The organism is Pseudomonas sp. NPDC087697 (assembly GCF_044743155.1).
Lineage (GTDB): Bacteria > Pseudomonadota > Gammaproteobacteria > Pseudomonadales > Pseudomonadaceae > Aquipseudomonas.
The window spans coordinates 3,451-25,407 of record NZ_JBIUVW010000040.1 but is presented as its reverse complement, the minus strand read 5'-3'; the positions used below and the strand labels follow the sequence as shown (position 1 = coordinate 25,407).

The window sequence follows — 21,957 nt, the reverse complement described above, 5'->3', positions numbered from 1 at the left end:
ATCCCTACTGTTTTGGGGTGCTGACGGGTTGCTGCAAGTGTGCTTTCCAGCGCTCCAGATTGCGCTGCAGCACGGCCTCCGTCAGGCCGGACGCGGGCAATTCTGTCATCTTTTTCGACAACTGTCCGCGTATCCATGGATCGTTGCAGGCAGAGTTGCGGGAAATGGCGAGGAACAGCCCTGGTTGGTCGATCGGTTGCGGATACGCCTTTACATCGCTGGCCATGCCCAATGTCTGCGCCATGGCCATCCCGGCATAACGCCCGGCGAGTACATATTCCGCTTCACCCAGTAGCAACTTTTGAAAGACCTGCGTCAGGTTCGGCAGACTCATCAAGGTCAATTGCTCTTGTGCGTAGGTCTCGAAAGGTTGTGTTAAACGAGCCTTTTCCGAGACTGCGCCAACATGCCCGCGCAAGTCCTGCGCCTCGTTGTAGACCAACACCGAGTCCTTGCGGGTCCAGACCAGATAGTCGTTTTCCACCAGCGGTGGCTGGATGTAGTCCAGTGACTCGAGTTGACTCTCCATCAGAGGCGCATCGGCCAGCATGTCGATGCGCCCGCTGCGCACTTCATCCAGCGCCTGGGAGCGCTTGCCGGCGTACAACAACTCAACCTTGACCCCCAACTCCCCCGCCATCTGCTGCAACAAGTCGGCGCTGGTACCGATCAAGTGCGTCGGGTCTTGCGGGTCTTGCCACAGATACGGAGGCGCGTCCGGGCTGCCGGTCACCACCAGACGCTCACATTTGCCCGCGGCAATTGAGAGCAAGGGCAAAGCCGACAGGCTCAGCAGCAGCCACAAGCCGCTCCAGCGACGCAAATCCATGGCGAATTTCTCCCACACTCAAATCGCAGACAATAAAAAACCCGGCCAAATGGCCGGGCTCTTTATAAGTGAAGCCGCTGGATTAGACCAGCTTCTCAAACTCGGGGATGGCTTCGAACAAGTCCGCCACCAGGCCGTAATCGGCCACCTGGAAGATCGGCGCTTCTTCGTCCTTGTTGATCGCAACGATCACTTTGGAGTCTTTCATACCGGCCAGGTGCTGGATCGCGCCGGAGATACCGACGGCGATGTACAGCTGTGGTGCAACGATCTTGCCGGTCTGACCGACCTGCATGTCGTTCGGTACGAAACCTGCATCGACCGCGGCGCGGGAAGCGCCAACAGCCGCGCCCAGCTTGTCGGCCAAGGCGTACAGGTGCTTGAAGTTGTCGCCGTTCTGCATGCCGCGGCCGCCGGAAACGACGATTTTGGCAGCGGTCAGTTCCGGACGATCGGACTTGGCCAGCTCTTCGCCAACGAAGCTGGAAGTGCCAGCATCGTGAGCAGCAGCGATCGCTTCAACGGCAGCCGAACCACCTTGCGCAGCAACCGGGTCGAAACCGGTAGCACGCACGGTGATGACTTTGACCGCAGCGTTGGACTGAACGGTAGCGATGGCGTTACCGGCGTAGATTGGGCGCTTGAAGGTGTCAGCGCTTTCTACCGAGATGATCTCGGAGATCTGGTCAACGTCCAGCTGAGCGGCAACGCGCGGCAGGATGTTTTTGCCGTTGGAAGTCGCGGCAGCCAGGATGTGGCTGTAGCCAGCACCCAATTCAGCTACCAGAGGAGCAACGTTTTCTGGCAGCTGATGAGCGTAAGCAGCGTTGTCGGCTACCAGCACTTTGGCTACGCCAGCGATTTTCGCGGCAGCTTCAGCTACAGCGCCAACGCCCTGACCTGCAACCAGAACGTGGATATCACCACCGATTTTAGCGGCAGCGGCAACGGTGTTCAGCGTGGCCGGGGCCACTACTTTGTTGTCGTGTTCAGCGATTACCAAGATAGTCATGATTAGATTACCTTCGCTTCGTTTTTCAGTTTCTCAACCAGTTCAGCCACCGACTTGACCTTGATACCCGCGCTGCGTGCAGCAGGCGCTTCGACTTTCACGGTCTTGTTGGTGGAGGCGGTGGAAACGCCCAAAGCGTCCGGAGTCAGCACTTCGAGAGGCTTCTTCTTGGCTTTCATGATGTTTGGCAGGGACGCGTAGCGCGGCTCGTTCAAACGCAGGTCGGTGGTGACGATGGCTGGCAGTTTCAGGGAAACCGTCTGCGCGCCGCCGTCGATTTCGCGGGTCACGGCAACTTTGTCGCCAGTGACTTCGACTTTCGAGGCGAAGGTGCCCTGACCGTAACCGCTCAGTGCAGCGAGCATCTGGCCAGTCTGGTTGTTGTCACTGTCGATGGCTTGTTTGCCAAGGATCACCAACGAAGGCTGTTCCTTGTCGACAACAGCCTTGAGCAGCTTGGCAACGGCCAGGGAAGTCAGGTCTTCGGCGGATTCGACGAGGATGGCGCGGTCGGCACCCAGAGCCAGCGCGGTGCGCAGTTGCTCTTGAGCGGTGGACGGGCCGATGGAGACGACGACGATTTCAGTCGCAACACCTTTCTCTTTCAGGCGTACGGCTTCTTCCACTGCGATTTCGCAGAAAGGGTTCATCGACATCTTGACGTTAGCGAGATCGACGCCGGAGTTGTCCGCTTTGACGCGAACCTTGACGTTATAGTCGACCACTCGTTTGACAGCTACAAGAACCTTCATGGATTCCTCGTTACTCTCCGGTGAAAAGAAAGTCGCCTAGGCGAACCTGGCGGTTGATGCTCATCGGGCACAAGGGCACCTCTAAAAACGTCGGCGCTTACTCTTTTAACGGCAGACAGATGACCTGCTCACGGGAGTGATGACCGTTCGTCAGTGGTGACTAACGAGTCATTCTTTGCCGCGGCGTGTAAACTTCGCGCCAAACCTGCGCTGCGCGTCACCTTGTACTGCCTTCGCCCTGTTTTTAGAGGTGCTCTTGAAACCAACAGTCAGCCTACGGCGAGCGCAAAACCGCCCGTATCTTGACCGGAACGCCTATTCCGGTCAATACGCCAAAATGGCCAGTTATAAGCCGCGCTTCTTTGATTTCTCTGGCCTGGAGCAAATTCAAACAAACGTTTGTATTGGACGCTGAGAGTGGTGTAGATATAATGCGCCACCTAGAGAGAAAGGTGGTTCATCGATTGTCCCTTCCCCCGCCTGTCGGAGGAATTCATGGATGCGACACCAAACCTCCAATTAGAAAAAAACTGTTGAGCCTTGAGTAGGAGATAACCTGTGGAACGCGAATACATGGAATTCGACGTGGTCATCGTCGGTGCCGGCCCCGCTGGTCTTTCCGCCGCCTGCCGATTGAAGCAGAAGGCCGCCGAAGCCGGTAAGGAAATTAGCGTCTGCGTGGTCGAAAAAGGCTCCGAAGTCGGCGCTCACATTCTGTCTGGCGCGGTGTTCGAACCTCGGGCCCTGAATGAATTGTTCCCTGACTGGAAAGAACTCGGCGCACCGCTGAACACTCCGGTCACTCGCGATGACATCTTCGTTCTCAAGAACGCCGATGGCGCGATCAAGATTCCAGACCTCTTTGTGCCCAAGACCATGCACAACGAAGGCAACTACATCATCTCCCTGGGCAACCTGTGCCGCTGGCTGGCTCAGCAGGCCGAGAACCTGGGCGTAGAGATCTACCCAGGCTTCGCCGCTCAGGAAGCGCTATTCGACGAAAACGGCGTTGTTCGCGGGATCATCACCGGCGACCTGGGCGTTGACCGTGAAGGCAATCCGAAAGAAGGCCTGTACACCCCAGGCATGGAACTGCGTGGCAAGTACACGCTGTTCGCCGAAGGCTGCCGTGGCCACATCGGCAAGCAACTGATCAAGCGCTTCAACCTCGACACCGATGCCGACGCCCAGCACTACGGCATCGGCCTGAAAGAAATCTGGGAAATAGACCCGGCCAAGCATCAGCCAGGCCTGGTGGTGCACACCGCCGGTTGGCCGCTGGATATCATGGGCACCGAAAACACCGGTGGCTCGTTCCTCTATCACCTGGAAAACAACCAGGTGGTAGTCGGCCTGATCGTTGACCTGTCCTACAGCAACACCTACCTGTCGCCATTCGACGAGTTCCAGCGTCTCAAGCATCACCCGGTGCTCAAGCAGTACCTGGAAGGCGGCAAGCGCATCAGCTACGGCGCTCGCGCAATCTGCAAAGGTGGCCTGAACTCGCTGCCGAAGATGGTCTTCAAGGGCGGTGCGCTGATCGGTTGCGACCTCGGCACCCTGAACTTCGCCAAGATCAAAGGCAGCCACACCGCGATGAAGTCCGGCATGCTCGCCGCTGACGCCGTGGCCGATGCCCTGTTCGCAGGCTCCGAAGGCGCTGATGAACTGAACAGCTACGTTGAATCGTTCAAAGCCAGCTGGCTCTACGAAGAACTGTTCGCCAGCCGCAACTTCGGCCCGGCGATCCACAAATACGGCGCGATCGTTGGTGGCGGTTTCAACTGGCTCGACCAGAACATCTTCGGCGGCAAACTGCCGTTCACCTTGCATGACACCAAGCCGGACTACGCCTGCCTCAAGCTGGCGGCCGACTGCAAGAAGATCGACTACCCGAAACCAGACGGCAAACTCAGCTTCGATAAACTCAGCTCGGTGTTCATCTCGGGTACCAATCACGAAGAAGAGCAACCATGCCACCTGAAGCTGGCCGACGCGAGCATCCCGATCAGCAAGAACCTGCCGCTGTACGATGAGCCTGCTCAGCGTTACTGCCCGGCTGGCGTGTATGAAGTGATCACCAAGGAAGACGGCGAAAAGCGCTTCCAGATCAACGCCCAGAACTGCGTGCACTGCAAGACCTGTGACATCAAGGACCCTGCGCAGAACATCACCTGGGTAGCGCCGGAAGGTGCTGGCGGCCCGACTTACCCGAACATGTAAGTCCTACGCTTGAACATCAAGGCTCCCGAAAGGGGGCCTTTTTGTTGCCCGCCATTTGCCTGCCAACACACAGCCAATGTGGGAGCGGGCTTGCTCGCGAAGGCGGTGGGTCAGTTGGTATCCATGTTGAATGATAAATCGCTTTCGCGAGCAAGCCCGCTCCCACAAGGGATTCGCGGTGTATCAAGCCACACGCTCATCCCCCGGGTTGCGTTCGAAATAGCGTTTGTACTCACGACTGAACTGCGACGTGCTCTGATACCCAACCCGATGCGCAACCTGCGCCACCCCCAGCCCTTCCGACAGCAACAACTGCTGCGCCTTGAGCAAACGCAAGCGTTTCAGATACTGCACCGGCGATAACAAGGTGCTGCGCTTGAAATGCTCGTGAAAGGTCGACGTGCTCATGTTCGCGCAGCTGGCCAGAGTCTCGACGTTCAGCGGCTCGGTGAAATGCGCGTGCAAGTGACTCAAGGATGCGGCAACCCGGGCAAATTGCCCCTGCTGTTCGACCAGTGCACGCAATACATTAGCCTGTGGCCCCCGTAACGCCACGAACAACAACTCACGCAACCGCGCATGCCCCATGACCTGACATTCCAGCGGATCGTGCAGGCAGTGCAACAAGCGCTCCACGCATCCGCGCATGCTGTCGTCGAGCACTGCCGAGGTCATGGATTCGGGTGTTTGCGCCGGAGCGTTGCGCCCAGGCACCAGCCCCATGGCCAACACCAGTTCACCCAGCAGCGCCCGGTCGATGGCAATCGAAACCCCGAGCAATGGCGCATCGGCCATGGCAAAGGTTTCGCATTCGAAAGGCACCGGCAACGCCTGAATCAGGTAATGCCCAGCGCCGTATTCCAAAGTGCGCGCCCCCAGATAGGCGACTTTGCTGCCTTGGGCAATGATCATCAGACTCGGCTCATAGATCTGTGGGCCGCGCGCCACATCGCAACTGGCTCTGAGCACGTGCACGCCAGGCAAGCGTGTCGGGACAAAACCATCACGGGTCGCCAACGGCTGAATCAGCGCAACCAGCGCAGCATTGGCATCGAGATGACGGGTCAACAGCATGGCAAAAACTTCACGAAAAAATGGATGAAAGCATCATCGCAGGTCTGAGCGCCAATGCGACCGATCCACCGAGGATGCCGGAGGAATAGGCATAAGACGCGGAGGAATCGTCATGGCCGGTGAAGCGGACGACGCGGAAAATGGCCCACCTCACCCGTCACTGCTTTTGCGAGGTTCACCATGTACACCGCCATCGGTTACGCCGCCCAATCGGCCACCACTCCCCTCGCCCCGATGACCTTTGAACGTCGCAGCCCACGCGCCGACGACGTAGCGATCGAGATTCTCTACTGCGGCGTCTGCCATTCCGACATCCACCAGGCTCGCAACGAATGGGGCATCGCCGTTTACCCGCTGATGCCGGGCCACGAGATTGTCGGCAAAGTCACCGCCATCGGCGCCAATGTCACCGCCCACAAGGTGGGTGATCTGGTCGGCGTCGGTTGCATGGTCGACTCGTGCCGTCACTGCGAAGCCTGCCATGCCGACCTTGAGCAATATTGCCTCGAAGGTCCGACCTTGACCTACGCGACCCCGGACCGGGTCGACGGCAGCAACACCATGGGCGGTTACTCCGACAGCATCGTGGTCAGCGAACGCTTCGTGTTGCGCATCCCGGAAAAACTCGATCTGGCCAGCGCTGCACCGATCCTCTGCGCTGGCATCACCACCTACTCGCCGCTCAAGCACTACGGCGTGAAGGCCGGCGACAAAGTCGGGATTCTCGGTATGGGCGGTCTCGGTCACATGGGCATCAAGTTCGCCAAGGCCATGGGCGCTGAAGTGACGCTGTTCACCCGCTCGGCCAGCAAGGCCGAAGAAGGTCGCCGCCAGGGCGCGGACCATGTGATCGTCTCCACCGATGCCGAGCAGATGAAAGCCGCTGCCGGGCAGTTCAACTTCCTGCTCGACACCATTCCGGTGCAGCACGACCTCAACCCGTACCTCGATACGCTGCGCTTCGACGGCGTGCACATCCTGGTCGGCCTGATCGAGCCGATCGATCCGCCCGTCCACGCCGCCAAACTGGTGCTGGGTCGTCGGGTGCTGGCCGGCTCGTTGATTGGCGGTATCGCAGAAACCCAGGAAGTGCTGGATTTCTGCGCCGAGCACAACATTACCTGCGACATCGAAATACTCGACATCCGCCAGATCAACGAAGCTTACAGCCGCATGATTGCCGGTGATGTGAAGTATCGTTTCGTGATTGACATGGCGACTTTGAAGGTCTGATCGAACCTTGGCACGAAGCGGCACCAATAGCCGAGCTGTGACTTCCTTAACCAGAGGAATCAGCTTGGCTGTTTTTTTTCAATGTGTTCACTTTTTTGGCTTTTTATTCACTGACCGCAACAAGTCAGGCGTAGGGACATGCATAACATTCGAGAAGTAAGTCTTGTAAATTCGAGACTTAATCAGTCAGTTTGATCAGGCTAAATCAACGCCCTTCGGCAAACTCCCGCAACACCGCTCCATCCATTCGATAACGCACCCACTCTTCCTGCGGCTGGGCGCCGAGGGATTTGTAGAAATCGATGGCCGGGGTGTTCCATTCCAGCACGCTCCATTCGAAACGGCCGCAGTCGTTGGCGCAGGCGATTTTTGCGAGGTGGCGCAGCAGTTGTTTGCCGGCACCACCACCGCGTTGTTCGGGGGTGATGTAGAGATCTTCGAGGTACAGGCAGTTGCTGCCCAGCCAGGTCGAGTAGCTGAAGAAAAACACCGCGAAGCCAATCGGCAAACCGTCGCGCAGACAGATCAGACCATGAGCGGTAGCGCCTTCGCTGAACAGGCTGCGCTCGATGTCGGCGACACTGGCGATGACTTCATGCCGGGCACGCTCGTAGTCGGCGAGCTCAGTGATGAACGCAAGAATTTGTGGCGCATCGCTTGGAGTGGCCGGGCGGATTTCGATCGACATGGACGTGCCTTGTGAACAGTTGAAACCACCATACTATGTCGGCGGTCAGCGCTCGTCACATGTCACTTCAAAACTTAATCTACGGGCGCCGCCACACATGTGTTCTGCACAAAAGGATTTTTATGAGCCTCGCCGCCTTCGCCCCACTGCAAACCCTCGCCTCAACCTTGCTGCCCCACGCGCTGGAGCCGTCCGAGGACGGGGCTCACGATCTGTCGCATTTACAACGGGTGTGGCGTAACGCTCAGCGGATTCAAACCGAGGAAGGCGGTGACCCTGAAGTGCTGTTGGCGGCGGTGTTGCTGCACGACTGCGTGGCGGTGGAAAAGAACTCGCCGCTGCGTTCACAGGCCTCGCGACTGGCTGCAGAAAAAGCCTCGGTAATCCTGAGCCAGTTGAATTGGCCCGAACACAAAAGTGCGGCAGTCGCTCACGCCATCGAAGCCCACAGTTTTTCGGCAAACATTCAGCCGACAACCCTGGAAGCGAGAATTCTCCAGGACGCCGATCGCCTCGACTCCCTCGGCATGCTCGGTGTTGCGCGCACGTTTTACATTGCCGGGCGGATGGGCAGCACGCTGTATGATCCGCAGGATCCCACGGCAACATCCCGCGAGTACGACGACAAACGCTTTTGCCTCGACCACTTCCAGACCAAGCTTTTGCACTTGGCCAACGGCTTCCAGACGCCGACTGGCAAGCGTCTGGCCCAACTACGCCACGAGCGTCTGAAGCGCTTCATGGACGAACTCATCGAGGAGATCGGTTTACCCTCCAGCGCCGTCTGAAGCCATTACTCCACTTTCTGCTAACCCTGAAACCGCTAACCTCAGAACATACGCCGCGGCTGTCTGTGTTAGATAAGTGCCTGATAAAACCAACAGGTAAAGAGACTTATCCATGCCCAGTCGCAACACCCCGGACACTACCGTTTCAGGAAAACTGTTTGGTCTGTTCTGCCTCGCCAGTTACCTGCTTTCGCTGTCCTACGGCTCGACCTTTTTGCTCTCGCTGCTGATCAGTTCACGCGGCGGTAACGAGCATGATGCCGGTAGCGTGATTTCGGCGGCGATGCTCAGCACGTTCGCGGCGGTGATCCTGTCGGGGCATTTGTCGGACCTGCTCGGTGCGGCCCGTTCGATTGCCGTGTTTGGCAGCTTGCTGGTACTCGCCAGCCTGGGATTTGCCCTGACCCCAGGCCTGGGCAACACCTTGCTGTTTTTCGGTCTGACGCTGGGTCTGGGCTGGGGTGTGTTTTACACCTTGGGACCGATTATCGTGGCGATGCTGGTGGCACCCGCTCAACGCGCCAAGTACTTCGCACTGCTCTCGGGCAGCATGATGACCGGCATCGGCTCCGGGCCGCTGCTCGGGCGTGCGGCGAGTGCGCTGGGTTACCCGGTGACCAGCGCGTTTTACCTCGCCGCACTGGCGAGCCTGATCGGCGCAGTATTGTTCTGGCGCTTGGGTGTCGCGCTCAAACAGCGCCCGAATCAGTTGGGCATGGCGGCAGTTTCACGGATTTCCTGGGCTGCGGCCGCGCGAGTGATGTCATCCAAAGCGCTGTTTCCCATCGTCATGGTCGGCCTCGGTGGCTGTGTGTTTGGCGGTCTGTCAAGTTTCCAGACCAGCTACGCCGCTTCCCGCTCGCTGGACTACTCACTGTTCTTTCTCGGCTTCATGAGTGCTGCGATCACCAGCCGCATGCTGATCGCGAGCTTCGTGGTCAAGCGCGATCCCTATTGGGCATCCTGCATTCTGTCGGGGCTGATGGTGGTGTCGATTTTGATGTTCCGCTTCGTGGTCGACGATGCCTTCACTTACTTGATGGCCGCCGCGGTGCTGGGCATCGGTTACGGGCTGACCTACTCGGTGATCAACGGCCTGGCCGCCAATGAAGCACCGGCAGGCAGCACTTCCCAAGCCTTGTTGCTGTTCAGTCTCGGCTACTTCGTGGGCGTGTTTGGCTTTCCCTTACTGGCTGGCAAGATCATCGTCGAGCACGGTCTGCCGACACTGTTGCTCACGGTATTAGCGGTGGCGCTGCTGAACTGGTCGATCACCATCGGCCGCCTGCTGTGGCGCTGGGCGATCGCCGACAAGCTGCTGCAAGAGGCGTAGGTAGGTAGAGGGTGCCCTGCCCAAAGCGATTTGTACCAACCCGCTTTGTAAACTACGGTTAGCCGCAACAGATCAAGCAGTCAATAGCATCTGTTCCACTTGAATCCGCTATCGACAGGTATAAGCATGAACATGGATGCGTCTACGCAATACCCGATTGTTTTGGTTCACGGTCTTTTCGGCTTCGATACAATCGCCGGTTACCCCTACTTCTTCGATATCAAGGAAGCCCTGGAACACTCTGGCGCTCGGGTGTTTACCGTCAATATTCCAGCCGTCAACGGCAATGAAGAACGCGGTGAAAAACTGCTCGAACAGGTCAACCGCATTTTACGGGAAACGAGCGCCGCCAAGGTCAATCTGATAGGCCATAGCCAAGGCCCTCTGGCCGCACGCTACGTAGCGGCACTGCACCCGGAAAAGGTCGCGTCGGTCACCTCCGTCAGTTGCCCCAATCACGGCTCCGAGATTGCCGACCAACTGCATAAGGCACTGACACCCGGTGAGTTGCCCGAAGCGCTCGTACTGGCCCTGTTGAGCGCAGTCGGCACCTTCATTTCATTGATCAGCGGCCATCCGCAAAACCCTGTGGACCCTCAAGCGGCTTTCGAATCGCTGACCAGCGCAGGATTGGCTGCATTCAATCGCAAGTACCCGCAAGGGGTACCGAAACACTGGGGCGGTGAAGGCAACGAAATTGAAAACGGCGTGTATTACTACTCATGGAGCGGAATTCTGCAGAACTTTCAAGCTCCGCAACTACTCGATCCGACCCATATCAACTGCATCGTGCTGTCGAAGTTATTTTATAAAGAGAAAGACGCCAACGACGGGCTGGTCGGCCGATACAGCTCGCACCTGGGGAAAGTGATTCGCTCGGATTACCCCATGGACCATTTTGACGCAGTCAATCAAATGGCCGGGATCACCAGTTGGAACGTGAACCCGGTCAGTCTCTATCTTGAACATGCCGCGCGGCTCAAGAGCAAGGGCTTGTAAATCCATCGGCAACGGCCCGTTTAAACACCGGGTTGTTTTCCAGAGCACAGAAGTACAGCGCGTTACGGCTCAAGCCCGATGCGGAAGAACTCGCCACCACTCCACACGCCCAACCAGCGCTGCCCGTCGATCTCGCGGGGCACGGCCAGTTCGACCAGTTGATAAAACACGTTGCGATGGATCAGCGCTTCAAGGTTGGTGCGTACATGCACGTAGGGCGCTGGCTCCTGGGTCAGCGGATCGATCACCACGCGCAACAGATGCTCGGCACCCGCCTCGGCCTGCTCATCAACATTGGTGGTGAAGCGCAGCAACTGGGCTTCGCCCTCGCCTTCAACCTCCAGTGCAACCGCCACAAACGGCGCGTCATCGACCTTGATCCCGACCTTCTCGACCGGAGTAATCAGGAAATAATCATCGCCGTCGCGGCGAATGATGGTGGAGAACAGCTTGACCATCGGTTTGCGCCCGATCGGCGTGCCCAGGTAATACCAGGTACCGTCGCGGGCGATGCGCATGTCGATGTCACCGCAGAAGTCTGGATTCCATAAGTGGACCGGCGGCAAGCCTTTGGACTTGGGGATTTGCCCCAACAGATCGTTAGCTTTTTGCGGACCACTCATGCTGCTCTCCTGGTGAATTACTGGTCGCTCAGCCCTAGCAGGCTACGAGCGTATTGCTCAAGCGGCGCGCCGATCAGGTCTTCTGGCTTGGTGTCGTGGAACGTCAGTAAACCGCCACGACTCTTGATCCGTGCAGTATCAATCAAATACTGGGTGCTGGTCTCGATCAGCATGATCTGAATCACGCCACTGTCCAGGCCCAGACGGTCCACGGCTTGCTGATCGATCCATTCATCCGAGTTACCGATGCGATCATCAGCCTTGGCAAAGCGGGTGTAGAGCAAGTAATGCGCGCCAGCAGCACGCGCCTCGCCCATGGCAGTATCGAGACCTTCAGGCGCGCGGGCGCGGCGAACCATCGGGAAATATTCGATGAAGCCGTTGAAGGCTTCTTCAGCGACCACGTTCGGCCGCGGATAGGCACTGCCCGGTGGCGCAAAAGCGCCTTGGGCGATGTAGATAAACGAGTCAGGCTGAATGCGCAGGTTATTCACACGACGGCTGTCGCTATGATCGAGCAGACCCGCGTCGCTCATATGGTAGCGAACCCCTTCGCCCATATCGCTGACATTCATGCAGCCGCCAAGCGCCAAAAAGGCCAGCAGCAAAACCAGGCTACGCATCCTACCCTCCAGAGGCCGGTGACGGAAAACCGGCGAATGTCGGCGGGATGCAGCTTCCGCGCCAGTCCTTGAGGACATGAGTATTTCCAGATTGAGAGTGAAGACCTGTGGCGAGGGAGCTTGCTCCCGATCGGCGGCGCAGCCGTCGTAAAACAGGCAAATGTGGTATCGCTGGCGGATCGTGGGGGGATTTTTTTGGGCCGTTTCGCGACCCAGCGGGAGCAAGCTCCCTCGCCACAAAAGCCTTTCAGCCGCCGATAATCTTCATGATTGTCGCACCGCCGGAAAACGCCACTTCCTGTTTATCGCCCAAAGCCTTCACCAGCAGACGCTGGAGCGCCGGAAGTGCTTCATGGCGCGGCTTGTCCAGCAGGTCACCGACATAGTGGCGGTTACTCGACGACAGACAGCCATGCAGCCAGCCAGTGGACGACAGGCGCAAGCGCGAGCACGTGCGGCAGAACGGCACGCTTTCATTGGCGATCACGCCGAAATAGCCGTGCCCGGGAATTTGGTAACGCACCGCCGTCGCATCCACCGGCGCGTCGGCCTGCAGGTACTCGTAGCGCTCACCGACCAGGTTCAGCAACTGCTTGAGGCTGACAAACTGCTGCAGGAAAGCGTTCGAATCACTGGCCAGATGCCCCATGCGCATCAGCTCGATGAAGCGCAATTCATAACCGCGCTCCAGGCAATAATCGAGCAGCGGCATCACTTGATCGAGGTTCTGTCCGCGCAACGGCACCATGTTGACCTTGATCTTCATACCCGCAGCGTGTGCCTGGTCCATGCCGTCGAGCACTGTCGCCAGATCGCCGCCGCGCGCAATGCTGCGAAACGCATCGGCGTCCAGAGTATCGAGGGAAACGTTGATCCGCCGGATCCCGGCACCCACAAGCAACGGCAGTTTCTTCGCCAGAAGCTGGCCGTTGGTGGTCAAACTGATGTCCGCCAGGCCCATCTGCCCGACAGCCGTCATGAAGGCTTCAAGCTTCGGGCTCACCAATGGCTCACCACCGGTAATACGCAAACGCTCGATGCCCGCGGCTTCGATCAGATAGGCAACCCCACGTGCCATGGCCTCGGCCGACAGTTCATCCTGCGCAGCCACCAATCGCTTGCCGTTGGGCACGCAGTAGGTACAGGCGTAGTTGCAGGCGGAGGTCAGACTGACCCGCAAATTGCGGAAACGCCTGCCTTGTCGGTCAACGATCATGGATCACTCCGGCGGAAGTAGATTCGGAAGCGCTAAAACTTGACTCACAAATCAAGTTTTAGCAATACCTAAGCCTGAGTATATTCCTGGGGCACTGCGCCATACAGGGAAAACATGGCGCAATAAGGCAGCTGAATGAGTCAGCTGCTCGGCGTGTCGGTATCGCGCTTGCGCTTGTTGCCCATGCGCACGCCGATGTCCATCAGGAACTGGAAGAAACCTTCCTGATCTTCCAGCACATTGCTCCAGAACGGCGAGTGATACAGCGCAACAGCGCCGTGCACCAGCGCCCAGGACGCGCAGTAGTGGAAGTACGGCGGCACGTCTTCAAGCTTGCCTTCGCTGATACGGCCCTTGATCAACAAGGTCAGGCGTTCGAAGTTGGAGGCGCGAATCTTGTGCAGCTCCTCGACCATCTCCGGCACCTGATTGCCCTTGACCACCTTCTCTTCCAGGCGATCGAACAACCGGTAACGTTGCGGATCGCGCATACGGAATTCGAAGTAGGCCCGGGACAGGGCTTCCTTATCCTTGTCGACATCGGCAGAGTGCAGCAGCTCATTCAAGTCACGCTCGTAATCGAGCATCAGGCGCAGATAGATCTCCGCCTTGGACTTGAAGTGCTTGTAGATGGTGCCTTTGCCGATACCCACGGCATCAGCGATCATCTCGACGGTGACACTGTCTTCACCTTGTTCGAGGAACAGCTTGAGCGCGGTGTCGAGAATTTCTTGCTCGCGGCGACGAAACTCACGGACCTTACGAGGTTCTTTATGCATAAGAAAAGGTCTGTAGGGGTCAAAATTCGAAGCCGCGTATTATGCCTAACTTGCGCCAAATTGCACGGATCATCCGACCATGACTACGTTTCTTGATGAATTTGTACAGGCTCCGGGCCTACGTTATTTGAATCATGCGGCCGTTGCACCCTGGCCAAATCGCGCTGCCACGGCGGTGTCACGCTTCGCCCAGGAGAACGTTTTACTGGGCGCGCGGGACTATTCGGACTGGATGGCGCTTGAACAACGCCTGCGTGAACGCCTGACGCGCCTGCTTAACGCACCGTCGACGGATGACGTGGCGCTGGTCAAAAATACTTCCGAGGCGTTGTCTTTTGTCGCCTTCGGACTGCCGTGGCAAAGCGGCGACCAGATCGTCATCAGCGATGAAGAATTTCCTTCCAACCGCATCGTCTGGGAAGCTTTAGCCTCCCAAGGCGTGGAAGTGGTGCAGACCAGCCTCAAAGGCGATGACCCGGAAGGTGCCTTGTTGGCTGCCTGCGGTCCACGCACCCGCCTGATGTCAGTGAGTGCTGTGCAATTCGCCAGCGGTCTGCGCCTGGACCTGCAACGCCTGGGCGCTGGCTGCAAACAACAGAACGTGCTGTTCTGCATCGACGCCATCCAGCAACTCGGCGCCCTGCCCTTCGATGTCCAGAGCTATCAATGCGACTTCGCCATGGCCGATGGTCACAAATGGCTGCTCGGGCCAGAGGGCCTGGGGGTGTTCTATGTGCGCAGCGAACTGCGTGAACAGCTGAAACTGCACGAATTCGGCTGGCATATGCTCGAGCACATGGGCGATTACAACCGCACCGAGTGGGAACCGGCCAAAAGCGCACGCCGTTTTGAATGCGGCAGCCCGAACATGCTCGGGGCAATGGCACTGGAAGCCAGTCTGTCGTTATTGGAAGAAGTCGGCATGGAGCAAGTCGCTGCACTGATCGCCGAGCGAGTGAAATGGCTGCAGGATGGTCTGAGCGCGATTCCCGGCGTAAAACTGCACAGCCCGCTTAATCCAGCCCGGCGCGGGGGGATTTTTTCGTTCAGTATCGATGGCATCGATAACCAGACAGTTTACGAGGCCCTGAAAGCCCAGCAGGTAGTTTGCATCCCGCGCGGTCCAGGCATTCGTTTTTCACCACATTTCTACACCGAAAAGCGCGTGATCGACGAGACTGTTGCCATTGTCGCGTCGATCGCCAAGCAGTGAGAACTCAAGCGAAGCGCCTGTATTCCAAATTTGTTTAAGAAACTGGCAGGGCAAACTGGACTGGGCGCAATACTGATCAATACTTGAACTGTCGGCGTGACATCTCCCCCAAGTGGCGCGTCGATGAAGGTACCAAAGGACCGCGTACCTTTGTTTTACTCCTAATGGTCTTAACCCGGATTCCCCCCCCAGAACCCGGGTTTTTTTTGCCTGCGATTTGAGCCTCCGGCTCGCCCCTGTCAAATCGACTTGACGTGCGCCAGCGGGAACAACCGCTTGAAGTTCTCCGTGGTCTGCTCGGCGAAGCGCTCGTAGGACTCGCCACGCAACATGGCCAGAAACTCCGCCACATCCCGTACATACTGCGGCAGGTTCGGTTTGCCGCGATGTGGGATCGGCGCCAGGTACGGCGAATCGGTTTCCACCAGCAAGCGATCCGCCGGCACTTGTCGGGCCACATCGCGCAAGGCATCGGCATTGCGGAAAGTGACAATCCCCGACAACGAAATGTAGAACCCCAAATCCAGCGCGGCCTTGGCCATTTCCCAGTCTTCGGTGAAGCAATGCAGCACACCGGCCTGCGGCAACGCGGCCTCACGCAATAACCTCAGCGTGTCGGCGCGGGCACCACGGGTATGGACAATCACCGGTTTGGAGGTCTGCTGGGCCGCTTGCAAGTGCAAACGAAAGGATTCCTGCTGCAACTCGGCGGCTTCTGGTTCGTAGTGGTAATCCAGACCGGTTTCTCCGATCGCCACCACCCGCGGGTGATTGAGCTCCTGCAGCAGCCAGTCCAGCGCCGGAGCGGCGCCCGGCTGAACATCCAGCGGATGCACACCCACCGAACAATCAACGTCGTCGTAACGCTCGGCAAGGGCTTTGACGTCCTTGGCGTTGTCGACACTGACGCCGATACAGAGAAAATGCCCTACGCCGCGCTGACGAGCGGCTGCCAGCGCAGCATCCAGCGAGCCGTCGTGTGCGGCAAGGTCGAGACGGTCAAGGTGACAATGGGAATCTACGAGCATAAAAGGCTGCAACTACATCGTATGAGTGGGACGGTCGGACTTCAGGGTTCCGACCAGATAGGTTTCGATTCGGCTTCGGGCAGTGTTGTCGCCTTCATTGAACTGCACACCGACACCGGCGGCGCGATTACCCTGAGCGCCCTTGGGGGTAACCCAGGTCACTTTACCGGCCACCGGAATCTTTTCCGGTTCATCCATCAGGTGCAGCAGCATGAATACCTCGTCGCCCAACTTGTAGCTTTTGTTGGTCGGGATAAACAGGCCGCCGTTCTTGATGAACGGCATGTAGGCCGCATAAAGCACGGATTTGTCCTTGATGGTCAGGGACAAGATGCCATTGCGCGGCCCCGGGCTGACAGATTCGTTCATGCTGACCTCCACTGCTGAATACCAGAGTCTAGGCGCCGCCGATCAATTCTGGGTAGGCAAACCTACCCACTGCACCAGCAAGGCTTCGAGCAGCAGCACCCGATTGAGGTTGGCTTTGCTCAGGACTTTTTGCCGCTGCGCCAGAATCCAGTCCTGGATGTTCAAGACTTTACCTTGCGAAGATTTCTGCGCCAGGTACTGCACCACCTTGCGCATGTCGGCAAGGCCGAGTCCAGCTTCGTCCTGAGTCAGTTGATAACGCAGAATCAGGCTCGACCAGTCGCAGAACCAATCGAACAACAGCAGCAACGGGATCGCATTCCAGCCTTCAGCCAGTTGCGTCGGCGATTGCTGTTGCTTGAGCAACTTCTTCACCCCGTCAACCACCAGCGCACGCTGCTCACGCACGCCCTGAGCCTGCAAGCTCACTGCCGCCAGCGGAGAACCGGCGGCCAGGGTCAACAGCTCGATACGCTCTTCTTCAGCGCAATCGGGCAAGGCCCTGGCCAGCCATTGCAGGCTCATGGCTTCGCTCGGCAACGGGCAGGCCTGCTGCACGCAACGACTCTTGATGGTCGGCAGCAGACGGCTGGTCTGGTGACTGACCAGCAGCAACACTGTATCGCCTGAGGGTTCTTCGAGGCTTTTCAGCAAGGCGTTGGCGGCGTTGATGTTCATCGACTCGGCTGGCTCGATCAGCACGACTTTGCGGCCGCCCATCTGTGCGGTCTGAACCACAAAGCTGACCAGATCACGAACCTGATCGACCTTGATCGCCTTGTCGGCTTCTTCAGGCTCCAGGATGTAGTTATCGGGGTGGCTACCGGCCTTGAGCAGCAGGCAGGATTTGCACTCGCCACAGGCGTCCTGGGCGGTCGGACGCTGGCAGAGCAAACTGGCCATCAAACGCTCGGCCAACGCACGCTTGCCAATCCCGGCCGGGCCATGCAGTAAATAGGCGTGCGCGTGCTGTGCCCGACCGGCCAGTTGCTGCCAAAGGCTGTCTTGCCACGGATAGGCTTCAGCCACGGTGACGCTCCAGCAATTGCGGCATCAAGGCATCCAGCGACTGCTGAACCTGTGCCAACGGCTGCGAAGCGTCCACCAACAGGTAACGCGCCGGGTCAGCCTCGGCGCGCTTCAAGAACGCGCTGCGCACCGCCTCAAAAAACACTCGACCTTCCAGCTCGAAACGGTCCAGTCGACCGCGAGCGCTCGCGCGCGCCATGCCGATTTCAATCGGCAAGTCGAACACCAGCGTCAGGTCCGGGCGCAGGTCGCCTTGAACGAAGGTTTCCAGGGTCGCGATACGCTCAAGCGACAATCCGCGACCACCGCCCTGATAGGCGTAAGTGGAGTCGGTAAAGCGGTCGCACAACACCACCGCGCCCCGCTCCAGCGCCGGGCGAATCACCTCGGCCAAATGCTGAGCTCGTGCCGCGAACACCAGTAACAGCTCGGTATCCGGGTTCATGACCTCGTCGACCGGGGCCAGCAGCACATCGCGGATTCGCTCGGCCAGCGGCGTACCGCCCGGCTCACGAGTCAACACCACTTCGATACCCTCGGCGCGCAAACGCTCGGCCAGGTATTCGCGATTGGTGCTCTTGCCGGCGCCTTCCGGGCCTTCCAGGGTAATAAACAAGCCAGTCACAGGCAGTCCTTAGTCAGAGTCATTGCGGGCTTTGCGGCTCATCGGCACTCGGTGCTGGAGCCGGTTGCGATGGCGGCAGTTGCGGTACCGCCTCTGGAGTCGTGTCAGGTGACGCTGGAGCAATCGGTGCCTGAGCATCAGGCGTCGCAGCCCCATTGGCCGGCGCGGGGCTGGAGCGATAATCGGCGCGTCGCTTGATCTGGTACTCGCGCACGGCATTGTTGTGGGCATCCAGATCGTCGGAAAACGCATGACTGCCGTCACCGCGCGCAACGAAATACAAACTGCTGCCGGACGCCGGATTCAGCGCCGCATGAATCGCTTCACGGCCGACCATGGCAATCGGTGTCGGCGGCAGCCCGGCGATCATATACGTGTTATAGGGCGTCGGTTCTTTCAGGTGGGCGCGAGTCAGCTTGCCATTGTAGCGCTCGCCCAGACCATAAATTACGGTCGGATCGGTTTGCAGCAACATGCCGATCTGCATCCGCCGAACGAATACCCCGGCAATCTGCCCTCGCTCTTGCGGCACACCGGTCTCCTTCTCCACCAGCGAGGCCATGATCAGCGCCTGATAGGGCTCGGTGTAGGGCGCGTCAGGGGAGCGTTTACTCCACTCTTTTGCAAGGACTTCGTCGAGGCGCTCGTAGGCTTTTTCCAGCAGATCGACATCGGTCATGCCACGCACAAAACGATAGGTATCTGGAAAAAACCGGCCTTCCGGAAACACTCCAACGTGACCAAGCTTGCTCATCACGTCGCTGTCGCTCAGACCCGCGAGGGTTTGTTCGAGTTTGTCATTTTTTGCCAGCGCCGCTCGGACCTGGCGGAAGTTCCAGCCCTCGACCAGGGTCAGGCTGTACTGAACCACTTCGCCGCGCTGCCAAAGACCGATCAGCCCCTGCGCACTCATGCCCGGCAGCATGCGGTATTCACCGCTGTGCAGCGGCTGTGCGGCAAGGTTCAAGCGCCAGTACAGGCGCAACCAAAAGGCGTCCTGAAGCACGCCGTCGGTTTCCAGGCGATTGAAGGTCCCGGACGGTGTCGAGCCGTTCTGTACATCCAGTAACTCTTCCTGAGTAATGTTGAGTGGCTGTTCCAGCGCCGAATTGATCTTCCAGGCCGAAGCGCCCAGCAGCAGTCCCGCCAGAACCAGTCCGATTTCCAGCAGCAGCAAGAGTTTACGTCTCACGAATCAAGCATCCAGTAGCGCGCGGGCAATGCCTTGCAGTTTACGGGTGAGCGGCCCAACCGGCCAGCTCAGCGCAGCATAAGCGCGTGCCGGCCAGATACCGTACACGCTGTTGCAGACGAAAACTTCATCAGCCTGTCGCAGTTGATCAAGGCTGATGTCTGTGACGTATGCGGGAATCCCCAGCAACTCGGCCTGGGACAAGAGTTCGGCGCGCATCACTCCGGCCACGCCGCAACGACTCAGATCAGCCGTCAGCAACGCGCCATCGCGCACCAGGAACAGATTGCTGAAAACACCTTCGATCACTCGCCCCTGAAGATCCAGCATCAAACCTTCGGCGTGCTCGGTATCCTGCCATTCTGAACGGGCAATAACCTGCTCGAGACGATTGAGGTGTTTGAGGCCGGCAAGTAGCGGTTGCTCGGAAAGTCGTGTGGTGCAGGGGAACAACCGAATACCTTGCTGCGCATGGGCCGCCGGATAAGCAGCAGGAGGATTGCCTTGCAGAATACGTCGCGGCGACACCGAAGGATCGACCGCATAACCACGCTGGCTATCGCCGCGGGTGAGGATAAGTTTGAGCACGCCTTCGCCAAGAGCGGCGGCGTATGTCAGCAGCTCACTGCGAATCAACGTGTAATCCGCGTTAATCGCCAAACGCGAACAACCATCGGCCAGACGACTCAAATGCCGATCCAGCAGCAGTGGCTGCCCGCCCTTGACGGCGATGGTCTCGAACAGACCATCGCCATACGCCAGGCCGCGGTCTTTTAGCGACAGTGCGTCAGCCGGCTGACCGTCGACCCAGCTCTCCATCAATCAACGAACCGACGGAACACCAGCGAGCCATTGGTACCGCCAAAACCGAACGAGTTGGACAGCACCACATCGATCTCCATGTCGCGCGCAGTGTGCGGCACGAAATCAAGGTCGCAACCTTCATCCGGCTCATCGAGGTTGATGGTCGGTGGCGCCACCTGACCGTTGATGGCCAACACACTGAAGATCGCCTCAACCGCGCCCGCCGCCCCCAACAGGTGACCGGTCATGGACTTGGTCGAACTAACCGCCAGCTTGTAGGCGTGATCACCAAACACCGACTTGATTGCGCAGGCTTCGGCTAGGTCGCCGGCCGAAGTCGAGGTGCCGTGGGCATTGATGTACTGCACCTGGTCGACATTCAGCTTGGCATCACGCAGCGCGTTGACGATGCAACGTGCGGCGCCGGCGCCATCGGCCGGTGGTGAGGTCATGTGGTACGCATCGCCACTCATGCCAAAGCCAATCAGCTCGGCGTAAATGGTCGCACCACGCGCCTTGGCGTGCTCCAGCTCTTCGAGCACCAATGCACCCGCACCGTCGGACAACACAAAGCCATCACGGCCCTTGTCCCATGGACGGCTGGCGCGGGTCGGCTCGTCATTGCGGGTCGACAGTGCACGAGCAGCAGCAAAGCCGCCCATGCCCAGACCGCAAGCAGCCATTTCGGCACCACCGGCAATCATCACGTCGGCTTCGCCGTAGGCAATGTTGCGCGCCGCCATCCCGATGCAGTGCGTACCGGTGGTACAGGCTGTCGAAATGGCGTAGTTAGGCCCCTGCGCACCCAGATGGATGGACAGGAAACCGGAAATCATATTGATGATCGAGCCCGGCACGAAAAACGGAGAAATTCGCCGTGGCCCTGAATCATGCAGCGTGCGGCTGGTTTCTTCGATATTGGTCAGACCGCCAATACCCGAGCCCATGGCCACGCCGATGCGTTCACGGTTGGCGTCGGTGACTTCCAGGCCAGCGTTACGCACTGCCTGAAACCCTGCTGCCAGACCGTATTGAATGAACAGGTCGAGTTTGCGAGCTTCCTTGACCGACAGGTATTCCTCGACATTGAAGCCCTTTACCGAGCCGCCAAAATGGGTGGAATAGGCAGAAAGGTCGGTGTGTTCGATCAGACCAATGCCACTGCGGCCAGCCAGAATACCCTGCCAGCTGCTCGGCACATCCGTGCCCAGTGGCGACAACATACCCATACCGGTGACTACGACGCGTCTACGCGACACAGCACTCTCCTTTTTTCAAATGACGACTTTGCATCAGGCCTAAAGAAAAAACCGCACGCCGTGATGGCAGTGCGGTTTTTCCATGACAGCTAACAACGGCTACAACTATTACGCCTGATGGCTAGTAACGTAGTCGATGGCAGCTTGTACAGTAGTGATCTTCTCAGCTTCTTCGTCAGGAATTTCGGTCTCGAATTCCTCTTCCAGAGCCATCACCAGCTCAACGGTGTCAAGGGAGTCGGCACCCAGGTCGTCAACGAGGGACG

23 protein-coding genes are annotated in these 21,957 nt (G+C 58.5%); 6 read left to right on the top strand and 17 right to left on the bottom strand.

The window, feature by feature from the left end:
• Nucleotides 1–4 precede the first annotated feature (4 nt).
• The 3 genes from ACIPIN_RS22610 to ACIPIN_RS22600 all read right to left on the bottom strand — a co-directional run bounded on the left by ACIPIN_RS22610 (nucleotide 5) and on the right by ACIPIN_RS22600 (nucleotide 2,593).
• Nucleotides 5–829, bottom strand: coding sequence for a substrate-binding periplasmic protein (locus tag ACIPIN_RS22610; RefSeq protein WP_401122318.1), 825 nt, complete (start codon nucleotides 827–829; stop codon nucleotides 5–7).
• A gap of 82 nt (nucleotides 830–911) precedes the next feature.
• Nucleotides 912–1,841 (bottom strand): electron transfer flavoprotein subunit alpha/FixB family protein, encoded by a 930-nt coding sequence (locus ACIPIN_RS22605; protein WP_401122315.1) that lies wholly within the window; start codon nucleotides 1,839–1,841, stop codon nucleotides 912–914.
• 2 nt (nucleotides 1,842–1,843) lie between these two features.
• A complete protein-coding gene (locus tag ACIPIN_RS22600; protein WP_401122313.1) occupies nucleotides 1,844–2,593 on the bottom strand; it encodes an electron transfer flavoprotein subunit beta/FixA family protein in 750 nt (249 codons plus the stop codon).
• 558 nt (nucleotides 2,594–3,151) lie between these two features.
• On the opposite strand from ACIPIN_RS22600, the gene ACIPIN_RS22595 reads away from it, so the two are divergent.
• Entirely contained in the window at nucleotides 3,152–4,816 is a 1,665-nt protein-coding gene (locus ACIPIN_RS22595) for an electron transfer flavoprotein-ubiquinone oxidoreductase (RefSeq protein WP_401122310.1), read from the top strand.
• A gap of 183 nt (nucleotides 4,817–4,999) precedes the next feature.
• Here the strand turns inward: ACIPIN_RS22595 and ACIPIN_RS22590 are convergent, their stop codons facing one another.
• Nucleotides 5,000–5,890 carry an AraC family transcriptional regulator N-terminal domain-containing protein gene (locus ACIPIN_RS22590; protein WP_401122307.1) on the bottom strand — a complete coding sequence of 297 codons (891 nt, stop codon included), beginning with the start codon at nucleotides 5,888–5,890 and terminating at the stop codon, nucleotides 5,000–5,002.
• Nucleotides 5,891–6,070: 180 nt separating this feature from the next.
• Between ACIPIN_RS22590 and ACIPIN_RS22585 the strand changes: the two genes are divergently transcribed.
• Nucleotides 6,071–7,123, top strand: a complete 1,053-nt coding sequence (locus tag ACIPIN_RS22585) for an NAD(P)-dependent alcohol dehydrogenase (RefSeq protein ID WP_401122304.1) — start codon at nucleotides 6,071–6,073, stop codon at nucleotides 7,121–7,123.
• Nucleotides 7,124–7,328: 205 nt separating this feature from the next.
• Here ACIPIN_RS22585 and ACIPIN_RS22580 read toward each other — a convergent pair whose 3' ends face one another.
• Nucleotides 7,329–7,811: a GNAT family N-acetyltransferase gene (locus ACIPIN_RS22580; RefSeq protein WP_216743236.1), complete on the bottom strand. Its 483-nt coding sequence runs from the start codon at nucleotides 7,809–7,811 to the stop codon at nucleotides 7,329–7,331.
• 122 nt (nucleotides 7,812–7,933) lie between these two features.
• Between ACIPIN_RS22580 and ACIPIN_RS22575 the strand changes: the two genes are divergently transcribed.
• The 3 genes from ACIPIN_RS22575 (at nucleotide 7,934) to ACIPIN_RS22565 (ending at nucleotide 10,931) form a co-directional block, all read left to right on the top strand.
• Nucleotides 7,934–8,599 carry an HD domain-containing protein gene (locus tag ACIPIN_RS22575; protein WP_401122301.1) on the top strand — a complete coding sequence of 222 codons (666 nt, stop codon included), beginning with the start codon at nucleotides 7,934–7,936 and terminating at the stop codon, nucleotides 8,597–8,599.
• 112 nt (nucleotides 8,600–8,711) lie between these two features.
• The gene (locus ACIPIN_RS22570) at nucleotides 8,712–9,932 is read left to right on the top strand and encodes an MFS transporter (RefSeq protein WP_401122298.1); all 1,221 of its coding nucleotides are present in this window, start codon (nucleotides 8,712–8,714) and stop codon (nucleotides 9,930–9,932) included.
• Nucleotides 9,933–10,058: 126 nt separating this feature from the next.
• On the top strand, nucleotides 10,059–10,931 hold the full coding sequence (locus tag ACIPIN_RS22565; RefSeq protein ID WP_401122295.1) for an esterase/lipase family protein: 873 nt from the start codon (nucleotides 10,059–10,061) through the stop codon (nucleotides 10,929–10,931).
• Between the two features lie 62 nt (nucleotides 10,932–10,993).
• Here the strand turns inward: ACIPIN_RS22565 and ACIPIN_RS22560 are convergent, their stop codons facing one another.
• The 4 genes from ACIPIN_RS22560 to ACIPIN_RS22545 form a co-directional block, all read right to left on the bottom strand.
• Complete coding sequence (locus ACIPIN_RS22560) at nucleotides 10,994–11,554, bottom strand: DUF1285 domain-containing protein (protein ID WP_401122292.1); 561 nt, start codon at nucleotides 11,552–11,554, stop codon at nucleotides 10,994–10,996.
• A gap of 17 nt (nucleotides 11,555–11,571) precedes the next feature.
• Entirely contained in the window at nucleotides 11,572–12,177 is a 606-nt protein-coding gene (locus tag ACIPIN_RS22555) for a DUF4823 domain-containing protein (RefSeq protein WP_401122289.1), read from the bottom strand.
• Between the two features lie 247 nt (nucleotides 12,178–12,424).
• The gene (locus ACIPIN_RS22550; RefSeq protein WP_401122286.1) at nucleotides 12,425–13,393 is read right to left on the bottom strand and encodes a GTP 3',8-cyclase MoaA; all 969 of its coding nucleotides are present in this window, start codon (nucleotides 13,391–13,393) and stop codon (nucleotides 12,425–12,427) included.
• Between the two features lie 140 nt (nucleotides 13,394–13,533).
• Nucleotides 13,534–14,172, bottom strand: a complete 639-nt coding sequence (locus ACIPIN_RS22545; protein ID WP_019689364.1) for a TetR/AcrR family transcriptional regulator — start codon at nucleotides 14,170–14,172, stop codon at nucleotides 13,534–13,536.
• Between the two features lie 79 nt (nucleotides 14,173–14,251).
• Here ACIPIN_RS22545 and ACIPIN_RS22540 point away from each other — a divergent pair, with 79 nt between their 5' ends.
• On the top strand, nucleotides 14,252–15,385 hold the full coding sequence (locus ACIPIN_RS22540; RefSeq protein WP_401122283.1) for an aminotransferase class V-fold PLP-dependent enzyme: 1,134 nt from the start codon (nucleotides 14,252–14,254) through the stop codon (nucleotides 15,383–15,385).
• A gap of 239 nt (nucleotides 15,386–15,624) precedes the next feature.
• On the opposite strand, the gene ACIPIN_RS22535 is transcribed toward ACIPIN_RS22540, so the two are convergent.
• The 8 genes from ACIPIN_RS22535 to acpP all read right to left on the bottom strand — a co-directional run.
• Nucleotides 15,625–16,413 carry a TatD family hydrolase gene (locus tag ACIPIN_RS22535; protein ID WP_401122280.1) on the bottom strand — a complete coding sequence of 263 codons (789 nt, stop codon included), beginning with the start codon at nucleotides 16,411–16,413 and terminating at the stop codon, nucleotides 15,625–15,627.
• A gap of 12 nt (nucleotides 16,414–16,425) precedes the next feature.
• A complete protein-coding gene (locus ACIPIN_RS22530) occupies nucleotides 16,426–16,782 on the bottom strand; it encodes a PilZ domain-containing protein (RefSeq protein WP_401122278.1) in 357 nt (118 codons plus the stop codon).
• Nucleotides 16,783–16,824: 42 nt separating this feature from the next.
• Complete coding sequence (locus ACIPIN_RS22525; RefSeq protein ID WP_401122275.1) at nucleotides 16,825–17,811, bottom strand: DNA polymerase III subunit delta'; 987 nt, start codon at nucleotides 17,809–17,811, stop codon at nucleotides 16,825–16,827.
• Nucleotides 17,804–18,436 carry a dTMP kinase gene (gene tmk, locus ACIPIN_RS22520; protein ID WP_401122272.1) on the bottom strand — a complete coding sequence of 211 codons (633 nt, stop codon included), beginning with the start codon at nucleotides 18,434–18,436 and terminating at the stop codon, nucleotides 17,804–17,806. Before tmk ends, ACIPIN_RS22525 begins: the two co-directional genes overlap by 8 nt.
• A gap of 19 nt (nucleotides 18,437–18,455) precedes the next feature.
• The gene (mltG, locus tag ACIPIN_RS22515; protein WP_401122269.1) at nucleotides 18,456–19,628 is read right to left on the bottom strand and encodes an endolytic transglycosylase MltG; all 1,173 of its coding nucleotides are present in this window, start codon (nucleotides 19,626–19,628) and stop codon (nucleotides 18,456–18,458) included.
• 3 nt (nucleotides 19,629–19,631) lie between these two features.
• Nucleotides 19,632–20,447 (bottom strand): aminodeoxychorismate lyase, encoded by an 816-nt coding sequence (gene pabC, locus ACIPIN_RS22510; protein ID WP_401122266.1) that lies wholly within the window; start codon nucleotides 20,445–20,447, stop codon nucleotides 19,632–19,634.
• Nucleotides 20,447–21,691, bottom strand: a complete 1,245-nt coding sequence (gene fabF / locus ACIPIN_RS22505; RefSeq protein ID WP_401122264.1) for a beta-ketoacyl-ACP synthase II — start codon at nucleotides 21,689–21,691, stop codon at nucleotides 20,447–20,449. Before fabF ends, pabC begins: the two co-directional genes overlap by 1 nt.
• 108 nt (nucleotides 21,692–21,799) lie before the next feature.
• On the bottom strand, nucleotides 21,800–21,957 hold a 158-nt coding region (gene acpP, locus ACIPIN_RS22500), incomplete at its 5' end, for an acyl carrier protein (RefSeq protein ID WP_401122438.1).